Raw genomic sequence first — 19,004 nt, forward strand, 5'->3', positions numbered from 1 at the left:
GGCGTTTCAGCGGAACGCCGGTACCTGCTGCTCCTCGCCCTCGAAACGGGCTTCAGGATGCGCGGTCTGCAACAGTGCCTCGATGTCCTGCACGCGCGATCGCGGCAAATCCACCATCAGGAGAATCCGGCCCTCGGCCATGGCGCCTTCGAAGCGCTGCAGCCGGGTGCTCGGAATGGAGATGCCGATCATGCTGGCGGACCAGGCGCCGATCACGCCGCCCAGCACGCCGAGCAGCACGGCCACTTCCCATTCGGGGTCGTCGCCCATGATCGGAAAAAGCAAGCCGGCCACCAGGCCGATGACCATGCCGCAGGCGCTGCCGATCACCCACCCGGTCTTCGCCGCGTGCACGACGTCCGAGGTCTGCCACACGTTGGCCGTGTGCAGGCCAGTCATGTCCATGCCTTCCGACCCGGCGAAATGAATGCGCGCAACGTCGACACGCGCCTGCACGAGATCGTGCATCGCTTGCCTGGCGCTCGCCAGATCTGGCATGAGCCAGTAAATACGTCTCCTCATGGCACCCTCCTTTCCGTCTTGCGACGAGACAAGGAACCATGGACGACTTATATGCCCATGAGCGTCTGTTATCAAGTCGGCAACCACCGACCCGCGTCACGCCGACGGCAGAAGCATTCTCAGCAGGCCCTGGGCCGTCACGAGGTTTCGCGGCGTGTGGGTTTCCTCGATCACGCCGCTCAGCCGCTTCCTGACGCTCTCGCTGTGGCGCGCGCGCCAGATCAGGAGGTCCGCGAGCCACGGGTGGTTGTTGATGCGGTTGGCCTGCTCGTAGGCATCGAAGCGCGGCTTCAGCGCGTGCAACGCGGCCTCGTAGCGTGCGCGCACTTGCGCGTCGCCCAGCCGCTGGTCGCGGCCTTCTGCGATCGCCTGCGCGGCGAGCATGCCGGTCTCGAGCGCCTTGCCGATGCCCTCGCCGGTGAAGAGATAGGTGCTGCCCGCCGCCTCGCCCGCCACCAGCAGCCCGGGCCGCGACCACTTCGCGCCGTCAAGCGAACAGCGCAACGGCGCGCCCTTCAACGGACCCAGCGGCTCGCCGCCCTCCATCAGCTCGCGCGCCGGCGCGTACAGCCTTGTGAAGGTGGCGAACAACTCGCGCAGGTTGACGTCGGGCACGTCCGCGCGGCTGTGGGTGATCCCGACACCAATGTTGAACACGCCGCCGGCGCACGGGAAGATCCAGCCGTAGCCGCGCCGCAATGCGCGATGCCACACCACGTCGAGTCCCTTGATCCGACCCACCATCGCATCGTTCCGGACGTAACCCCGCAGCGCCATCCCGCTCGGCGTGCGGCGCGTGCACAAGCCGGCCGAGTTCAGCGGAACCGATGCCGCGCCGGTGGCGAGCACGGTCCAGCGGGCGCGCAGCGCGTGCGGTACGCGCGGCGCGCCATCCGGCAAGGCAAGCCGCGCGCCGATCACCTGTTGACCGGGATCGAGGAGCGGTGCATCGAAGCGGGCCGGAGCGAGCCAGCGCACACCCGCCCTGATCGCCGAAAGCCGCAGGATCTCGTCCAGTTCACGGCGCGGCAGCACCGCGAGATGCGCCGGCACCTCCACCCGCCCGCCGCGCGGGCCGACACAGGCGACGTGCGTCGCGGCCCGTGCGTGTGCCAGCACTTCGTCGAGCACGCCGAGCCGCTCCAGCGCCCGGTGAGCATCCGGAATCAATCCGTCGCCGCAGACCTTGTCGCGCGGGAACAACTGCTGGTCGGCGAGCACTACATCGAAGCCCGCCCGCGCCAGCGACTGGGCACAAGCGGTCCCGGCCGGGCCGGCGCCGATTACCAGCACCTCGCACGCTTGCGGGACCGGCGCCACCGGATCAGCCGCCGCTGCCATAAGGCCGGGTGAGGATTTCAAGGACGTGGCCGTCGGGGTCGTCCCAGTAGACCCCCCGGCCGCCGTCGCCGTGGTTGATCTCGCCGGGCTGGTGGTGGCCGGGATCGGCCCAGTAGGGAATCCCGCGTGCGCGGATGCGCCCGAAGATGTCGTCGAACTCGCTCTCGCTCACGAGAAAGGCGTAGTGCGCCCAGTCGAACTCACCATCGACTTTCATGAAATCGAGCGTGACGCCGTTGTCGATTTCCACGCCATGAAACGGCCCGAAGGGAACCGGCGCGCCGCGCCCGAGCAACTCGGCCAGGAGTGCCGCTGATGCCCGCGGGTCGCGGGCCTTGACGATGGTGTGGTTCAACTGGATGGACATGATGGTCACCCTTCGATGCAAGCCACAAGTATTACGGCCACATCCGGCAGGCGCAACGCGGGGACGACGAATGACGGGCCGCAGCATGGGCAATGAGCCCCGCCAAGCTCGCTCTTGAAAGCCGCCGCCTGGCCCCCACGTCTCTTGGGATACCGCGCCCCGATGAAGGCGATGACCATCGACGATGATCGCTGCCCACTCGCGCAGCGTATCGCCAAGCAGCCATGTACAAATTCCTGAAGATCTTCGCGCGCCCGTTGGCCGCGCTCCGGCAATCCGGCACCCAAGTCGCCAGCGAGCCCGGCATCCCGTCCGCCGGGGTTCGCGCATCGAGCCCCCGCCATCTCGCAGATATCCGCGAGATCGTGGGCCAGATGTCGGAGTCTCTGGGTGCCCGGCTCAAAGCGGCGGGCATCGCGATGGATCTGCGCATTCCATCGGATCCACTGACCGTGTTTCTCGACCGCTCGGGGATGCAGGAGGTCTTCACGCAAGTCGCCGATCTGGCCTGCCGCATCATGCCGGCGGGTGGCACGTTGCAGTTGTTGGCCCGCGCGGATGGCGCGCACGCCGTCATCAATTTCATGGACCAGGCGCCTGCCGAAGAGCCGCGTCTCGGTCGGTGCTTCAGCGCCGCTTTGGCGCGTCGAGACGATGCGGCCCACGCCCAGTCGATCGACGGCGTCAAGCTGTGCGAACAGATCGTGAGCGACAACGGTGGGCGCATCTACGCGGCACCGTCGCCGCTGGGCAGCCTCGGGGTCACTCTGCGGCTGCCGCTCTGCTAGCTGCACGCCCACCCGCGGCGCGCCTGCTCAGTGCTGCGGCAAATACATCGTCGCTTCCACCTCGATCAGCACTTCGTCCCCCGGCAGGAAGCGCGATACCTCCACCACCGTGCTGACCGGCGGTTCGCCCGGGTAGAAGAGTCCACGCACGCGGTTGTACGGCGCGTAGTCGGAGCCTCATGCGCCCGAGGTGCGCGGCAGCGAGCGCAGCCAGCCGAGCCCGTCCGAGGTGCCGTTGGCGACGGCACCGCGCCGCGGCCGGTATTCGCAGCCGACCCAGCCCTCCCAGCCGCATTGCGCGGACACCTCGTCGATGACATCGAAGAGATAGGGATGGTTCATCTCGCCAATGTCGGGCTCGTTCCGGTCCGGCACGCCCGCGATCTGAAAGTGCCCGACGCGGCCCGTGGGCAGGTACTTGCGGATCTTCATCGCCACATCGCCCTCGACGATCTGGCAATGGTAGAGATCCATCTGCACCTGCACGTTCAGCGCGCCGACGGCCTCGACGATCTCGTGTGCGTGGTCCTGCCGGTTCAGGAAAAAGCGCGGAATGTCGCGCGTGTTGATCGGCTCGATCAGCAGATCGAGCCCGCCCTTGGCCGCTTCGACCGCGGCCCAACGAAGGTTGTCGATGTAGTTGGGCTGCACGGCGTCCCGTTCCGTGCCTCCCGGCACCAACCCGGCCATGACGTGGATGCGCGGACACGACAGTGCGGCGGCGTAGTCGAGCGCCTTGAGAATGCCTTCCCGAAACTCCGCTTCGCGCCCCGGCAGGCAGGCGAGACCGCGCTCCCCACGCTCCCAGTCACCGGGCGGCCCGTTGAACAGCACCTGCTGCAACCCATTGGCCGACAGCCGAGCCGCGAGTTCCCGCTGTTCATAGGCATAGGGAAACAGATATTCGACCGCCCGAAAGCCATCCTTCGCAGCGGCTTCAAAGCGGTCCAGAAAATCAAGCTCCGGATAGAGCATTGAAAGATTGGCGGCAAATCGAGGCATCAAAAACTCCAACAGATCGAAGGCGCGGCGGCGCCCCGCAATTCCAGAAATGCCACGGATCCGGCTCCGCCGGTCCGCCGGCGTTGCCCCCCGGAGGGGGGTGTCCGAGCCACACGCAGTGGGCGAGGCTGGGGGGTAGTCACCATCTAGCACCGAAGTTGCGGCGCAGGTCGTTGATCTGCTTTGGGCCCAGGGGTTCGGGCGCGCTTTGCTTCGCCTGGCTCGACAGGAGCCAGAGCTTGGCGGTTTCCTCCAGCTCCTCCAGCACGGCCATCGCGGCGGCGGGCGTGTCGTGCCAGACGTTGGGGCCGAGGCGGTCGAGCATCACGGCGCGCAGCGGCGTGCCTTGCGTGCCGTAGCGCTCGATGGTCTGCGCGACCAGCGCCGCGGCTTCGGGCGCGCCGGGGAGGTGGTACGGAATCACCGGGACATGGCCAACCTTCATCACGAAATACGGCGTGATCGGCGGGAGCAACTCCGCGCCCGCCGTGTTCAGCGTGAGCGCCACGCAGTGCGTGCTGTGCGTGTGGATGACGCAGCGCGTGCCCGCATCGAACTGGCTCGCAGCGCCGTAGATGCGCGCGTGCAGGGCGATGGTCTTGCTGGCGAGGTCGCCGTGGGTCTGGTGCAGATGGGCGTCGAGCCGTGCGAGCTTCGCAGGGTCGAGAAAGCCGAGGCAGGCATCGGTCGGCGTGATCAGGAAGCCGCTGTCGAGCCGGATGCTGATGTTCCCGGCAGTGGCGTGCACGTAGCCGCGCTCGAAGAGGCTGCGGCCGATGCGGCAGATTTCTTCTCTCGCGTGGCTCTCGTTCATCCGAGGAATGTAAAGGCTTTGGTGAAGAAATCGTCGCTGCCGAAGTTGCCGGATTTGAGCGTGATGTGAAGGCCCGCACCGTCGGCCGCATCGCTGTGCGCATGGCACCACGGCACGCCCGGATCGATCTGCGCACCGATCTGCAACTGAGCAATGCCAAGCGCCTGCACGACCGCGCCCGAGGTCTCGCCGCCCGCCACGACCAATTGCCGCACACCGCGCTCGATCAGCCCACGTGCAATGGCGGCAATGGCTTCCTCGACCATGGCGCCCGCCTCCGCGACACCGAGGCGCCCCTGCACCGACTTGACGGCCTCGGGGTCCGCCGTCGAATAGATCAGCACGGGCCCTTGCTCGATGAGTGGCGCCGCCCAGGCCAACGCCTGCGCGACCACGTTGATGCCCGAAGCGATCTGCACCGGATCGATCGCCAGGGCCGAGCGGCCCGATGCGATGAAATCCGCGACCTGCCGATTCGTCGCGAGCGAGCAGCTGCCCGAGACGACCGCCTGCAAGCCGCTCGCCGCGGGCAGCACGCTGGCGGCGGACGAAGGCGCGAGCCCGAAGTTGGCCGGCAGGCCGATCGCCACACCAGAGCCTGCGGTGACGAGCGGCATGTCGGCGAGCGCGGGCCCGAGGCGCATCAGATCGTCGTTGGACACTGCATCGACGATGGCGACACCCACGCCATCGCGGCGCAGCTGCGCGATGCGCTCGCCGATCGTCGCAGCGCCCCTTGCCACGGTGGCGTAGTCGATCAACCCGACCTTGCGCCGCGTCTGCGCCTGCATCACGCGCACGAGGTTCGGGTCGGTCATGGGCGTGAGCGGATGGTTCTGCATGCCGCTCTCGTTGAGCAGCACGTCGCCCGCGAACAGGTAGCCCTTGAACACGGTGCGCTTGTTGTCCGGGAACGCGGGCGTGGCGATGGTGAAGTCGCAGTCCAGCGCATCCATCAGCGCCTCGGTGACTGGTCCGATGTTGCCCTCGGCCGTGCTGTCGAAGGTGGAGCAGTACTTGAAATAGACCTGCCGCGCGCCCTGCACCTTCAGCCAGCGCAGCGCGTCGAGCGACTGCGCCACCGCTTCGGCCGGCGCGATGGTGCGCGACTTGAGCGCCACCACCACCGCATCGACCTCCGCCGCCAGCGGCGAGGCCGGCACGCCGATGGTCTGGACCACGCGCATGCCCGCGCGCACGAGGTTGTTCGCGAGATCGGTCGCGCCCGTGAAGTCATCGGCGATGCAGCCGAGCAGGAGCGTCATGGCTTGCCCGCCTTGGTGGAGGGCGGCAGCTCGATGCCCGGAAAGATCTTGATCACGGCGCTGTCGTCCTCCTTCGCGAAGCCCGCGGTGGATGCCTGCATGAACATCTGGTGCGCGGTGGACGCGAGCGGCAGCGGAAACTTGCTCGCCCGCGCGGTGTCGAGCACCAGCCCCAGGTCCTTCACGAAGATATCGACCGCCGACAGCGGCGTGTAGTCGCCCGCCAGCACATGGGCCATGCGGTTCTCGAACATCCAGCTGTTGCCGGCGCTGTGCGTGATGACCTCGTAGAGCGCATCGGGCGCCACGCCTTCGCGCAGGCCCAGCGCCATGGCCTCGGCCGCCGCGGCGATGTGCACGCCGGCGAGCAGCTGGTTGATGATCTTCACTTTGCTGCCAGCGCCGGCGCGGTCGCCCAGGCGGTAGACCTTGCCGGCCATGGCGTCGAGCACCGGGTCGGCCTTCGCGTAGGCCTCGGGCCGGGCGGCGCTCATCATGGTCATCTGCCCGCTCGCGGCCTTGGCGGCGCCGCCGGAGATCGGCGCGTCGATGTAGTGGATGCCCGAGGCGTTCAGACGCTCTTCGAGCGCGATCGACCAGTTGGGGTCGACGGTCGAGCACATCACGAACACGCTGCCGGGTTTCATCGCAGCAGCCGCTCCGCCTTCGCCGAAGAGCACGTCCTCGGTCTGCTGCGCGTTGACGACGACGGAGATGACCACGTCGCACGCGGCCGCGACCTGCGCCGGGGTGGCCCAGGCGACGCCGCCCTGTTCGGCGAAGCGCAGTGCCGCACCAGGCCGCACGTCGCACACATGCACTTCGTAGCCCTTGCTGCGCAGTGTTCCCGCAATGCCTGCGCCCATGGCGCCCAGGCCGATGAGTCCCGCTTTGTTCATGGATGGTCCCGAGGGTTTCGAAGGAAGGCCAGCACGCGAGAAACGCGCTGGCGTCCGCGCCGGCCGCCTGGCGGGCCGCGCGGGATCAGGGGGCCATCATAGAAATTCGCGACCGCATCACAACGGGACTAACCCCTCATGGCGACACGTCGAAACCGGAGACGTTTCAGCGCGGCGCCAGTGCGTGCCGTGCGGCCCGCACGATGCTCTGGGCATCGACACCGAAGAACTGCCGCAACGCGGCACGGGTGTCGCTGCGGCCGAAGCCGTCGGTACCGAGCGTGAGGTAGCGGCGGCCTTCGGGCAGGAAGGCGCGGACGCTCTCTGGCACGGCGCGCACATAGTCGGTCGCGGCAACCACCGGGCCGCTTCCGCCGGCCAATTGCTGCGCGATGAACGGCGTGCCCGGGCTCGGGTCGCCCGCCAGCGCGCGCTCTTCGCAAGCCCGGCCGTCGCGGGCCAGCTCGCTCCAGCTCGTGACGCTGAAGACCTCGGCGGCAATGCCCTCTCCGGCCAACATCTGCGCGGCCTTGATGACTTCGGTCAGGATCGCGCCGGAGCCGAGCAGCGTGACCTTCGCGCTCACGGACTTCGGCTGCGCGCCCTTCCAGCCGTCGAAGCGATAGCAGCCGCGCAGCACGTGGGTTTCCGCGCCCGCAGACAAGTCAGGCTGCGCGTAGTTCTCGTTCATGAGCGTGACGTAATAGAACACGTCCTTCTGCTCGACCAGCATCTCGCGGATGCCGGCGTCGACGATGACCGCCATTTCGCCCGCGAAGGCCGGGTCGTAGGCCTTGCAGTTCGGAATGGTGGCGGCGATGAGGTGGCTCGATCCATCCTGGTGCTGCAGACCCTCTCCGCCCAGCGTGGTGCGGCCCGAGGTTGCGCCGAGCAGGAAGCCGCGCGGCCGCTGGTCGGCGGCGGCCCAGATCTGGTCGCCCACGCGCTGGAAGCCGAACATCGAGTAGTAGATGTAGAAGGGCAGCATCGCCAGGCCATGCACGCTGTAACTGGTGGCAGCAGCCGTCCAGCTCGCGATGGCGCCGGCCTCGCTGATGCCTTCCTCGAGGATCTGGCCATCGGTCGCCTCGCGGTACGAGAGCACCGAGCCGATGTCTTCCGGCGCATAGCGCTGGCCCACGCTCGAATAGATGCCGACCTGCTTGAATAGGTTGGCCATGCCGAAGGTGCGCGCCTCGTCCGCGACGATGGGCACCACGCGCGGGCCGAGCGCCGGGTCCTTCATGAGATTGCCCAGCATGCGCACGAAGGCCATGGTGGTGCTCATCTCCTTGCCCGCGGCGGCCACCGCGAATTGCGCGTAGGCCGCGATGTCGGGCTTGGCGACCACCTCGCAGGCGGTCTCACGGCGCGGCATGCTGCCGCCGAGCGCGGCGCGGCGCCCCAGCAGATAGTGCATCTCGGCGCTGTCGTCGGCCGGCTTGTAGAAGGCGGCCTTCGTGGCCTGCTCATCCGTGAGCGGCAGGTTGAAGCGGTTGCGGAACTCGATGAGGTCGGTGTCGTCCAGCTTCTTCTGCGAGTGCGTGGTCATCTTTCCCTGCCCCGCACTGCCCATGCCATAGCCCTTCTTGGTGTGGGCGAGGATCACGGTGGGCTGGCCCTGATGGGCGGCAGCGGCGGCGTAGGCGGCATGGATCTTCACGAGGTCGTGGCCACCGCGCTTCAGGCGGTCGATCTGCTCGTCGGTCATGCCCTGGGCGAGCCGCGCGAGTTCCTCGTCCTGGCCGAAGAAGGTGTCGCGGTTGTAGCGGCCATCCTTGGCCGCGAAGGTCTGCATCTGGCCGTCGACCGTGTTCGCAAAGGCACGCACCAGCGCGCCGTTCACGTCGCGTGCGAAGAGGCCGTCCCAGTCGCTGCCCCAGACGAGCTTGATCACGTTCCAGCCGGCGCCGGCGAAGAGCTTTTCGAGCTCGTCGATGATGCGGCCGTTGCCGCGCACCGGCCCGTCGAGACGTTGCAGGTTGCAGTTGACCACCCACACGAGGTTGTCGAGCTTCTCGCGCGCGGCGAGCGTGAGCGCGCTCATCGATTCGGGCTCGTCCATCTCACCGTCGCCGAACACGCCCCAGACTTTCCGACCCTCGCAGTTCAGGAGGTTGCGGTGCGTGAGGTAGCGCATGAAGCGTGCGTGGTAGATCGAGCTGATCGGGCCGATGCCCATCGAGCCGGTCGGGAACTGCCAGAAGTCCGGCATCAGGTACGGATGCGGATAGCTGCTGAGCCCCCGTGCGCCCTTGCCCTCGGTGAAGGCGGGTGCGGTGAGTTCCTGCCGGTAATGGGTCAGGTCTTCCTCGCTGAGGCGCCCTTCGAGAAAGGCGCGCGCATAAACACCCGGAGCGCTGTGCGGCTGGAAGAACACGAGATCGCCGCGATGCGCCTCGGTGCGCGCACGGAAGAAGTGGTTGAACCCCGTCTCGAACAGATCGGCCGCACTCGCGTAGCTCGCGATGTGGCCGCCGAGTTCGCCATAGGCCTGGTTGGCGCGCACGACCATCGCGAGCGCGTTCCAGCGCATCAGCGACGCGAGACGCTCCTCGATCGCGAGGTCGCCGGGGAACGCCGGCTGGGCCTCGACCGCGATGGTGTTGACGTACGGCGTCGACAGTTCGGGCTGCCAGCCGATGCGCTGCGCCCGCGCCATGCGCGCGAGTTCGTCCAGCATCCAGCGCGCCCGCTCGGGGCCGTGTGTTTCGGCCAGCGCGACGAAGGCATCGCGCCATTCGGCGGTTTCGACGGGGTCGGCATCGTGAAGGGACATGTCGAGCAATGCGCGCAACTGATCGGGGGATATCGGGGCGTTCATAGACCGCACTTTAGGCCGCGAGTTTTGAAATGAGATGCCGTTTCCACCCATTTCAGCGGTCGACAGCCACATAGAATGCCGCGATTTGGCTCTTGCACAGCATTTCATGCAACTCGACGCGATCGATCTCCGCATCCTGGACGAACTGCAGCGCGACGGCGCGATTTCGAACGTGGAACTGGCGCGCCGGGTGCATCTGTCGCCCTCGCCGTGCCTGGCGCGCGTGAAGGCGCTCGAGAGCACCGGCGTGATCCAGCGCTACGTCGCACTGGCCAGCGCGAGCGCCTTGGGCCTCGGCCTCAACGTGTTCATTTCCATCAGCCTCAAGACGCAGAGCAAGCAGTCGCTGGCCGAGTTCGAGCAACGCATCGCGGAGCACGACGAAGTCATGGAGTGCTACCTGATGACCGGCGATAGCGACTATCTGATCCGGGTCGCCGTCGCCGACATCGGGGCGCTCGAGAAGTTCATCCTCGAACAGCTCACGCCGATCGCCGGGATCGAGAAGATCCGCTCCAGCTTTGCGCTCAAGCAGGTGCGCTACAAGACGGCGCTTCCGCTGCCGCAATAGGCTCAAGCAAAGCTGCGGGGAGATCGATCTCTGCGTTTTTGGGGCCAAGCGTTGCACGCGAGCAAATCTCGCGGTTCCACCTGAAAGAAGTGCAACCGAAGGTGGCCGAGTTGACCAGAGCGCGACACACACGGTTGCGTATGCACGGATCGGTGGGCTTGGCCGCACCTATCGTTCCCCTCCACTGGCTCCGGCTGAGGCTCTCAACATCAACAAAGTGAGGCTTTCATGTTCGACCGACGCACCCTTGCAGCTTGCTGCGTGCTTGCCCTTCCGTATGGCGCCTGCCTTGCGCAGACCACTTTCGCAGCGGACCAGTACTACGACAACCGGTGGTACATCACGCCCTTCGGCGCCTACGTCCATCCGGACGGCGACCGCAACGCCGACAACGGTTGGGGCGGAGGCGTATCCATCGGCAAGCCAATCAGCCCCAACTGGAACATCGAGTTGCGCGCGATGTACGAGGAGCTCGATAGCAAGTTTGGCACCGCCTTTGGCGTCTTCAACAGCACTGACAAATACAAGAACTGGAGCGGCACGCTCGACGCGCAGTGGTTCTTCCTGGGCCGCCAGGGCGTCAACCGCTGGACATCGAGCAGCGTGCACCCCTATCTCGTGGGCGGCATCGGTGCCATCGACAACAAGGTGGAGACGTTCTTCGGCAACGACAGCCACACGAGTTTCATGGCCAACGCGGGCGTCGGCATCGTCTGGCCGTTTTCTTCCTGGGGCCGCCTGGTGGCCGACGCACGCTACCGCTACGTCGACAGCGTGAACAACACCAGGCTTGCAAGCCGCTCGAGCATGAACGACTGGATCTTCTCGGTGGGCCTGCAGATCCCCTTCGGGCCCGCCCCCCAAGTGGCGCAGGCGGCGCCGCCGCCCGCCCCGCGAGCGGCGATACCACCGCCCCCACCGCCACCGCCAGCGGCGCGCGCCTTCGAGCTCAAAGCCGACGGCACGTTCGCGTTCGCCAAGTCGGACTTGACGCCTACCGGCCGCACCCGCATCGACAACACGCTCGCGGAGCTCAAGGCCTCGGGCATCCGGCTGCGCGCGATCTCCATCGTCGGGCACACCGATCCGATCGGCAGCGCCGAGTTCAACCAGCGCCTGTCCGTGGCACGGGCCAACTCCGTGCGCGACTACCTGGTCGCCCAAGGCGTGCCGGCCAACATCATCACGACCGAAGGCCGCGGTTTCTCGGAGCTGAAGGTCACAGAAGCCGATTGCAGAGCCCAGGGCAAGGCCAGGAACCGCACTGCGCTCATTGCCTGCTTCGAGCCGAATCGCCGAGTGGATATCCGCGCCACGGGCGAGCAGCCGGGCTAAGGGTGCGCTACTGCCACCAAGACGACGTGATAGTCGCCTTGGTGGCCTGCGCACGGCGCGCGTAGGGCGACGGAAAGAGCGGCGCCGCTCATGCGTCCTTCAACGCGTACAGTCCAGCGCCTTGGCGCAAATGGCGTGCCATGCCGTCGCCTCAAGAGACATCAACGAAGCCCAGTCGATCCGGCCCGAGCGCGAAGGGTGCTTCCCGAACCCGAAGAACTGCCCTTGCTTTCTGGCGATTCCCTTGCTTGCGGCAACGTCGATTCCATGACTCATCAGGTTGGCATCGCGCCAGTACCTGGAGTTCATCAGCAGCTTGAATTCTTCCAGGCTGGCAGCGGCGTAGTGAACACCGCCGCGAAGTACGTCGAGCTTCTCGACGTTTCCTTCGGGCCTTTGAAAAAACAGGTCGCCAAAGGCTGATGCGCCGAGCGGAATGACTTTCCCGGTGATGCTCTTCGGCCACATGCCAAGCAGGGATTCGACATCGAGATCGGACGCATGGACGAAGAGGGCGGTTGCAGTGTGCCGGTTCATCAGCAAAATCTAACCGGACAGCACGTTTTCAACACTAGGCCTAAAGTTCTGTAGGACTGCTGCACGCAGGGGCCGGTCCCGCCACAATGCTGGCACGGATGCATCAACGCACAGGGATCTTCATGACCACTCGTCGCACCATCGTGACCTCGGCAGCCTTGCTCGCCCCCGCGTCCGTGCTGAGATCTGCTCTGGCGGAGAACGCCGACGCTCCCAAGGAGGCGGACTTCCTGTTCGTGCAGACAGCCAGGAGCATGACCTATGACAGGGCAACTGGACTGCTGACGCTGAAAGCGGTGAGCCCGATCACCGTGTTCTTCACCGATCGTCCCGAGCGCATCGCTGGAAACATGAAGACTGCGGATTTCGTCCCGTTCTGGAGCAAGGGCAAGGAAAGTTTTCTGTCGGACCCGCCCAATGCCGATATCTCGATGGTCGAGGGCAATTCGCTGCACCAGGTCGTGGTCGTGCTGCAGTCGCCTGCTCTCAAGCGCGACACGCTGTCCTACACGATCAGGGTTCTGAAGGGCAAGGTTCCCTCAAAGGGCGCCGATGTCTCCGTCTTCATCGACGTCATCGGCATGCCGTTGACGCCCTTGTCGTATGCCGGGGTTGCGCGGCGCGCATACCGCCGGGCGGTCATCTCCCGCTAAGGCGACCGGCGGCGAAGCGGATTTCGCCTGCCGCGGGCGCTGAGCGGCTGAAGACGAAGCGCGCTTCGCGCCGGGCGGCTCCAGACGCCCCGAAAGCGGCACTTTCCGGCTGGCACGGCCTATGCGAAAGCAAGGCCAGTTCCGCCAGAAAGGCCGACCATGAACCGGATGCTGTTGGGCTACAGCCCTGACTTCGATCTCTTCGAGGACGCCCGCGCCACAGGGCCGGCGACGGGTCGCGCAAGCCGCAAGGCCGTGACGTTCGACACCGAGTCCGCGGGCCTTGCCGCCGAGCTGCTCAACGCCGCCAGCGGGCAGCACCTGTCCACGACGCTGGGCCGCATGGTGCGCGCCCACGCGCCGCACGATGCAGTCGCCCCGGCAGCGGCCGAGCTTGTCTCGCTGCTGCGTACCGCGGCCCGGCAGTCGCTGCCGCTGGTGGCCGGCGCGACCGCCCGGCAGGCCGGCACGACCTACAAGCGCATGGGCCGCTTCTTCGGCATCGAGCTCGAAGGGCTGTCGCCCGAGGACCAGGAATTCGAGTTGGCGCGCCGCTTCGCGCAGTTGACGCGTGAAGCCGCTCACCAGCTCGCCATCGCGCCCGCCGGCCTGTCGCCGGCCGCCGCCGCGCGCTGGGCCGCCCGGCGTGCCGCGCGCCGCTTCGCGCCGGGCTGGACGCAAGTGCTCGACGCACCCGGCGCGGCGCCTTCCGCATCCGCAGGCCGATGGGCTCGCCACGGCGCGGGCGTGACCGTGCTGAACCCCTGATCCGCAGGGATCACCGCCGAGGCGTTCGCGCCTCTTCCGCTTCACCCAAGGAGACCGCTATGCATGACATCGATCGCACCCAGCTGGAGTACAACCCCGAGTCCAGCTACGAATCCGGCGCCTACGAGTTCGGCCAGCAGGAATGGTCGGGCGAGAGTTACGGCGAAAGCTACGGCGAGAGCTTCGAGAGCTACGGCGAGACCGTGCTCGGCGAAGCAGAAGAGGCCGAGCTGGCGAGCGAGTTGCTCGAGGTCACGAACGAGGCCGAGCTGGACCGCTTCCTCGGCAACCTGCTGGGCCGTGCCGCGCGCGCGGTCGGCTCTGCCGTGCGTTCTCCCATCGGGCAGGCCGTGGGCGGCGTGCTCAAGGGCGTGGCCAAGAAGGCGCTTCCGCTGGCCGGCGGCGCGGTCGGCGCCTACCTGGGTGGTCCACTGGGCGCCAAGATCGGCAGCGGCCTGGCATCGGCAGCCGGCAGCGCGCTGGGGCTGGAGGCCGAGTCGCTGGAGCAGGAAGAGCGCGAGTTCGAAGGCGCCAAGCAGTTCGTGCGGCTGGCCGCCGACACCGTGAAGCAGGCCACCTCTGCGCCTGCAGGCGCGGACCCGCGCGCGGTGGCGCAAAGCGCTGCGATCTCGGCCGCCCAGAAGTTGGCCCCTGGACTGCTCAATGCCGCGCGCAGCGCCGCCGGCGGCTCGTCCGGCACGGGCGGCGGCCGCAGCGGCCGCTGGATGCGCCGCGGCAACAAGATCGTGCTCTACGGGGTGTGAGCGATGACCATCAGCCCCTTCGCCGCATGGATGCTCGCCCAGGAGGCGCGCGCCCTGCTCACGCGCCTGTCCCGGGTCAAGCCCTTCGCGCTGCTCGAACCGATGCTGCCGGCCGCCGCGCTCCAGCCCGGCGCGCAGGCCGCGACCGAGCGTTACCTGGTGGCCGGCCGGCGCGAGATGCGCGCGATGGTGCTGGGCTTTCTCGCCTGGCTGCACGGCGCGCCGGCGCGGCGGGCGAGCGCGGCGGAGGCGCAGCGCCGCTTCACGATCTTGCGCCTCAAGTTCAACGCCGTGCTGACGCAGTTCGACCTCTTCAACGACGTCATCTCGCAGCGCAGCGAGCACGACACCGGCGTCTGGCTCTGCGGGCTCGACATCGTCGCCGCCGACGCGCTGGCGCTGCCGGGCTACTACGAGGTGCCGCCGCTCATGTGCTACCTGGACCGCGGCGTCGGTGCCGCGATCCGTCGCGCGCGGACCCGCCTGCCGGGCGGCGGCGAGAGCCCGGTGGCGGTGATCCGCGTGCCGCGCGAGCGCATGGTGGGCAGCGGCATCGCCTCGTCGCTGATCCATGAGGTGGGCCACCAGGCCTCGGCATTGCTCGATCTCGCGAACTCGCTGCGGCCGCTGCTGCAGGGCATGCAGCGCAGCGGCGGCAATGCCTGGCGGCTGTTCGAGCGCTGGATCGGCGAGATCCTCAGCGACTTCTGGTCCTGTGCCCGTCTGGGCATCACGGCCACGATGGGGCTGATGGGCGTGGTGAGCCTGCCGCGCGCCTTCATGTTCCGGCTCAACCTGGACGATCCGCACCCCGTGCCGTGGATCCGCGTGCGGCTCTCCTGCGCAATGGGGATGGCGATGTATCCGCATCCGCAGTGGGCGCGGTTGGCTGCGCTGTGGGATTCGTACTACCCGCTCGATGGTCTGGACGCCGGCACCCGCCGCCTGTTCGACGAACTGCTGACGGCGATGCCGGGCTTCGTCGGCCTGTTGGTGGACCACCGTCCGCGCAGCCTGCGCGGTCGTTCGCTGAGAGAAGCGCTCGGCGTGGCCGAACACCAGCCGGCGCGGCTCTCCGCACTGTTCCAGACCTGGCGCGGCGCACCGGCGGCGATGTACCGCGCGGGGCCGACGCTGGTGTTCGCGGTGCTGGGCCAGGCCCGTGCCAATGGGCAGCTCACGCCCGAGGAAGAAAGCCACCTGTTCGCGAAGCTGCTGACGCACTGGGCGTTGCGCGGCTCGCTGCGCGACGCGAATCCGGCATGACCGTTGTTCAAGGAGAACTCAGATGACCACCACCCCCTTTGCCACCGGCACCGACCGCCCCGGCATCATTTGCTTCAGCGTTCACGACAACGGCAGACCGCTGTCCGATGCGAGCTGCAGCCTCTTCCGCATCGAGCCCGCTCCGCCGGCAGGCAAGAGCGCGAAGCTGGGCCACGTGGATCACTACGTGACCACCGCCAGCACGCAAGGAGACGGGCGCGGCGTGTTTCCCAAGCAGCCTGCGGGCAACTACCACGTGATCTGCCATCACGTGCCTGAGCCGACCCAGAACCCGTCGCACGTGACGGTGGAGTGCAATGGCGTTCACGACGTCTGCTTCGAGCTCGGGCTCGACGTCAGGACGACGGCGATGCTGCTGAATCCCGACTGCACGCCCAATCCATGCCGCTCGCCCCAGGTCGGCGACGACGTCGAGGTGCGCATCGAGTACAACTATTCGGACCAGATCGAGCTGGAGGTCGATGCGCCGGCGAGCATGCGCCCCATCCCCAATGTGCCGAACGCCTGGCGCTATCACGTTGCCACGACGGGCCTGCAACAGCTCCGCATGGACGCGTTCGTGCCCTTCGTCCCTGTGTCCACCGTGCCCGACGTGCCTGGCGGAAGGAACAAGGCGGGTCTCGGCGTCGTGGCCGAATTCGAAGGCAGCGAGAAGACACCGCAGCCGGTCACCGGTGACATCGGCGTCGCGCTGCAGCGCACCGCCACCGTGACGACGTCGGACCTGTCGCTCTGGCAAGGCATCCTCAACAGCACCGGCCAGTTGGCGTTCAACAACTACCTGCACTACATGGACACGCTGTTCTGCGGGGAGACGGACTCGCCGGACCTGCCTGATTTCGAGCAGGCTCGCTTCCAGGAGAAGCGCCGCACTTTCCGCGAGGAACTCCGCCCGAAGCGGCTGTTGCCGTTCACGGACTCGGACGCCTACCGTGTGGTCAAGGCGGCGACCGAAGCCTTCGTGATGGTCAACTGCGGCGTGCTGCGGCCGCCACGCCCGTTCGACAGGGACGGCGACCTCGCCTACCTGAAGCGCCGCGACCTGCCCCCGCCCGGGCTCGCGGAGGTAGAAACGGTGTTCACCGACCAGTACCTGGTGCCGTTCCGCGGCGGCAGGGTCCAGGACCGGACGCTCCCCTACCTGGCGGTGATCCGCTCCAAGCTGCCCGACATCGGGATCAAGCTGCAAGGGCTCGACTCCGATCTCGAAAGCGTCGGCCAGTGCACCGGCATCCTGCAGGAAAAGCTGGCCAACCCTTGCCTGCTCGAACTGATCTGGTCCTACTGGCACGAGGAAGGGATGCTGGTGCAGACCATGAACAGCATCGCGCGCCGCTTCCAGAACGTGCGTTCGGGTGAGCGCGACCCGCTGGCCAACCTGGAGATCGACCCGCTGCGCCCGCTCAACAACGTGCTGTGGGGCTACGTGCAGGACGAGCAGCACCGCCTGAGCATCGTGCGACGCAACTACGAATACGACCATCACTACGGGCTGCGGCTCGAAGGCAAGGCGGTGCAGCGCATGCAGGCGGCCGACAGCCGCTCGCGATTCATCGAAGCCTTCCACAACCTGCTGCGCTACTGCACCAGCTTCTTCAAGCAGGACGACGACACGACGGTCAAGGCCGACGCCTTCCCGGTGCTCAATGCGCTGAAGGAAGTGCACCTGATCCTGTCGCAGGGCGCGCACAACCAGTTCGGCGACCTGCCGTCCACCGCCCGCATCGAGATGCTGATGCAGCAATGGCTGCTGGCGCGGCCGGAGTTTCGCGAGTTCCTGCCGACCCGCATCATGACCGCCTACCCGGAGCCCTGGATGGACCGCGTCGATGCGATGAAGAAGGTGCAGGGCTGGACCGACACCAGCGTGCTGCACTTCCGCAACCTGGCGATCTTCGGCGAGCAGGTCCTGCTGTCGATTCGTTGGGGCCACTGGAGCGATGTGCAGGACCCGCTGCAGGCCTTCAACTGGGCGCGCTTCTTCCGGCCGCAGATCCAGGGCTACAGCCACGCCTACCGCTCGGTCACCGGGGTCGAGCTGGCGCTGGAGTCGCCGGATGCGAAGGTCGATGCGACCCTGCCCTCGGTGCTGCTGCAGCGGCGGCTGGCGACCCAGCAGCGCGCGGCCTGAGACCTCCGCCGGAGCCATGCCATGGCCGACTTCACGAGCGCGCTGTACCTCGGGCTGCGGCATGCGAGCAGTAGCCTGCCGCCCTGGTTTGCGCTGACGCGGGGACAGCCGGCGGCGCTCGCGGAGCCCGAGGGCGCCGGAGCCGCTGCCGCGGCGCTGGCCCGGCTGCAAGGATTGGCCGCAGCCACGCTGCTGCCATCGACGCTGCACTTGTTCTGGGACCTGCTGCGGCAGCTGGCGCGCGAGACGCGTTCGGTGCTGCTGCTCGACGCCGGCGCCTACCCGATCCTGCACTGGAGCGCGGAGGGCGCGGCCGCGGCCGGTGCCGTGGTGCGCCGCTTCGGCCATCACGACAGCGCCTCGCTGGAGCAACTGGTCCGGGGCGCGCTGCGCGACGGCCTGCGGCCGGTGGTGGTCTGCGACGGCTTCTGCCCGGGCTGCAACCGGTCGGCACCGCTCGCCGCCTATGCGCGCATCGCGAGCGAGAGCGGCGGAACGCTGGTCCTCGACGACACTCAGGCGCTCGGCATCCTGGGCCACGGGCCCTCGCCGGCCTGTCCCTTCGGCCATGGCGGAGGCGGATCGCTCCGCTGGCAGGGCGTCGGCGGCGCGCACATCGCAGTCGGCGCCTCGCTCGCCAAGGGCTTCGGCGCGCCGGTGGCGGCCTTGTCGGGCAGCCATGCGCTGGTCGAGCGCTTCCTCCGCGGCAGCGAGACCCGGCTGCACTGCAGTCCGCCGTCGAGCGCGGCGGTGGCTGCCGCACGGCAGGCTGTGGCGCTCGGCGAGCGATTCGGCGACTGCTGGCGGGCGCGGTTGCTGCGGCTCGTGCTGCGGCTGCGCGAAACGCTGGCGCAGGTAGGGATGGTGCCGGTCGGCCGGGTGCCGTTCCCGGTGCAGTCCTTCGTGTCGCGTCATGGCCCGGAACTGGCGCCGCTGCTGTGGCGCCGGCTCCACGCCGGCGGCGTGCGCGCCCTCCTGACCCGCGGCTGCCCGGGGCTGGCGCCGCGCCTGACCTTCATCGTCACCGCCCGGCACTGCCAGGCGCAGATCGACCGCGTCGCGCAGCTGCTGGCGCGCGCCGGCCACACCGCGACGCTCTTCGCGCCGCTGACCCACGCCATCCACTAGGAGCCGTC

At 67.8% G+C, this 19,004-nt stretch carries 18 protein-coding genes and 1 pseudogene; 9 read left to right on the forward strand and 10 right to left on the reverse strand.

The window, feature by feature from the left end:
* Positions 1 to 6: 6 nt before the first annotated feature.
* The 3 genes from QTI24_RS10420 to QTI24_RS10430 form a co-directional block, all read right to left on the reverse strand.
* The gene (locus QTI24_RS10420; RefSeq protein WP_286600221.1) at positions 7 to 522 is read right to left on the reverse strand and encodes a DUF1269 domain-containing protein; all 516 of its coding nucleotides are present in this window, start codon (positions 520 to 522) and stop codon (positions 7 to 9) included.
* Positions 523 to 618: 96 nt separating this feature from the next.
* A complete protein-coding gene (locus QTI24_RS10425; protein WP_286600222.1) occupies positions 619 to 1,863 on the reverse strand; it encodes an NAD(P)/FAD-dependent oxidoreductase in 1,245 nt (414 codons plus the stop codon).
* Positions 1,847 to 2,230, reverse strand: coding sequence for a VOC family protein (locus QTI24_RS10430; protein ID WP_286600223.1), 384 nt, complete (start codon positions 2,228 to 2,230; stop codon positions 1,847 to 1,849). The genes QTI24_RS10425 and QTI24_RS10430 overlap by 17 nt, the downstream gene beginning before the upstream one ends.
* 224 nt (positions 2,231 to 2,454) lie before the next feature.
* Between QTI24_RS10430 and QTI24_RS10435 the strand changes: the two genes are divergently transcribed.
* The gene (locus QTI24_RS10435; RefSeq protein ID WP_286600224.1) at positions 2,455 to 3,018 is read left to right on the forward strand and encodes a histidine kinase; all 564 of its coding nucleotides are present in this window, start codon (positions 2,455 to 2,457) and stop codon (positions 3,016 to 3,018) included.
* A 27-nt stretch (positions 3,019 to 3,045) separates the two neighbouring features.
* Here the strand turns inward: QTI24_RS10435 and QTI24_RS10440 are convergent.
* The 6 genes and pseudogenes from QTI24_RS10440 to mdeB all read right to left on the reverse strand — a co-directional run.
* Positions 3,046 to 3,186: pseudogene (locus QTI24_RS10440) on the reverse strand (RidA family protein); the annotation flags it as partial.
* 9 nt (positions 3,187 to 3,195) lie between these two features.
* Positions 3,196 to 4,020 (reverse strand): 2-oxo-tetronate isomerase, encoded by an 825-nt coding sequence (gene otnI, locus QTI24_RS10445; RefSeq protein ID WP_286600225.1) that lies wholly within the window; start codon positions 4,018 to 4,020, stop codon positions 3,196 to 3,198.
* Between the two features lie 139 nt (positions 4,021 to 4,159).
* The gene (locus QTI24_RS10450; RefSeq protein ID WP_286600227.1) at positions 4,160 to 4,834 is read right to left on the reverse strand and encodes a class II aldolase/adducin family protein; all 675 of its coding nucleotides are present in this window, start codon (positions 4,832 to 4,834) and stop codon (positions 4,160 to 4,162) included.
* The gene (gene otnK, locus QTI24_RS10455; protein ID WP_286600228.1) at positions 4,831 to 6,099 is read right to left on the reverse strand and encodes a 3-oxo-tetronate kinase; all 1,269 of its coding nucleotides are present in this window, start codon (positions 6,097 to 6,099) and stop codon (positions 4,831 to 4,833) included. Before otnK ends, QTI24_RS10450 begins: the two co-directional genes overlap by 4 nt.
* Positions 6,096 to 6,998, reverse strand: a complete 903-nt coding sequence (gene ltnD, locus QTI24_RS10460; protein ID WP_286600230.1) for an L-threonate dehydrogenase — start codon at positions 6,996 to 6,998, stop codon at positions 6,096 to 6,098. The genes otnK and ltnD overlap by 4 nt, the downstream gene beginning before the upstream one ends.
* Positions 6,999 to 7,164: 166 nt before the next feature.
* On the reverse strand, positions 7,165 to 9,822 hold the full coding sequence (mdeB, locus tag QTI24_RS10465) for an alpha-ketoglutarate dehydrogenase (protein WP_286600232.1): 2,658 nt from the start codon (positions 9,820 to 9,822) through the stop codon (positions 7,165 to 7,167).
* Positions 9,823 to 9,928: 106 nt separating this feature from the next.
* Between mdeB and QTI24_RS10470 the strand changes: the two genes are divergently transcribed.
* Positions 9,929 to 10,393 (forward strand): Lrp/AsnC family transcriptional regulator, encoded by a 465-nt coding sequence (locus tag QTI24_RS10470; RefSeq protein WP_286600234.1) that lies wholly within the window; start codon positions 9,929 to 9,931, stop codon positions 10,391 to 10,393.
* A 228-nt stretch (positions 10,394 to 10,621) separates the two neighbouring features.
* Positions 10,622 to 11,728 carry an OmpA family protein gene (locus QTI24_RS10475; protein ID WP_286600235.1) on the forward strand — a complete coding sequence of 369 codons (1,107 nt, stop codon included), beginning with the start codon at positions 10,622 to 10,624 and terminating at the stop codon, positions 11,726 to 11,728.
* 99 nt (positions 11,729 to 11,827) lie between these two features.
* On the opposite strand, the gene QTI24_RS10480 is transcribed toward QTI24_RS10475, so the two are convergent.
* Complete coding sequence (locus tag QTI24_RS10480; protein WP_286600237.1) at positions 11,828 to 12,265, reverse strand: hypothetical protein; 438 nt, start codon at positions 12,263 to 12,265, stop codon at positions 11,828 to 11,830.
* 122 nt (positions 12,266 to 12,387) lie between these two features.
* Between QTI24_RS10480 and QTI24_RS10485 the strand changes: the two genes are divergently transcribed.
* From QTI24_RS10485 to QTI24_RS10510, 6 genes are all read left to right on the forward strand, one after another.
* Positions 12,388 to 12,918 (forward strand): hypothetical protein, encoded by a 531-nt coding sequence (locus QTI24_RS10485; protein WP_286600238.1) that lies wholly within the window; start codon positions 12,388 to 12,390, stop codon positions 12,916 to 12,918.
* 159 nt (positions 12,919 to 13,077) lie between these two features.
* Complete coding sequence (locus tag QTI24_RS10490; protein ID WP_286600239.1) at positions 13,078 to 13,686, forward strand: hypothetical protein; 609 nt, start codon at positions 13,078 to 13,080, stop codon at positions 13,684 to 13,686.
* 59 nt (positions 13,687 to 13,745) lie between these two features.
* Positions 13,746 to 14,450, forward strand: a complete 705-nt coding sequence (locus tag QTI24_RS10495) for a hypothetical protein (protein ID WP_286600240.1) — start codon at positions 13,746 to 13,748, stop codon at positions 14,448 to 14,450.
* A gap of 3 nt (positions 14,451 to 14,453) precedes the next feature.
* Positions 14,454 to 15,716, forward strand: coding sequence for a hypothetical protein (locus tag QTI24_RS10500; RefSeq protein WP_286600241.1), 1,263 nt, complete (start codon positions 14,454 to 14,456; stop codon positions 15,714 to 15,716).
* A gap of 22 nt (positions 15,717 to 15,738) precedes the next feature.
* A complete protein-coding gene (locus QTI24_RS10505) occupies positions 15,739 to 17,868 on the forward strand; it encodes a hypothetical protein (RefSeq protein WP_286600242.1) in 2,130 nt (709 codons plus the stop codon).
* Positions 17,869 to 17,889: 21 nt separating this feature from the next.
* On the forward strand, positions 17,890 to 18,996 hold the full coding sequence (locus QTI24_RS10510; protein WP_286600244.1) for an aminotransferase class I/II-fold pyridoxal phosphate-dependent enzyme: 1,107 nt from the start codon (positions 17,890 to 17,892) through the stop codon (positions 18,994 to 18,996).
* Positions 18,997 to 19,004: the final 8 nt, after the last annotated feature.

This window comes from Variovorax sp. J22P240, from assembly GCF_030316855.1.
In the GTDB taxonomy this organism is placed as follows: domain Bacteria; phylum Pseudomonadota; class Gammaproteobacteria; order Burkholderiales; family Burkholderiaceae_C; genus Variovorax.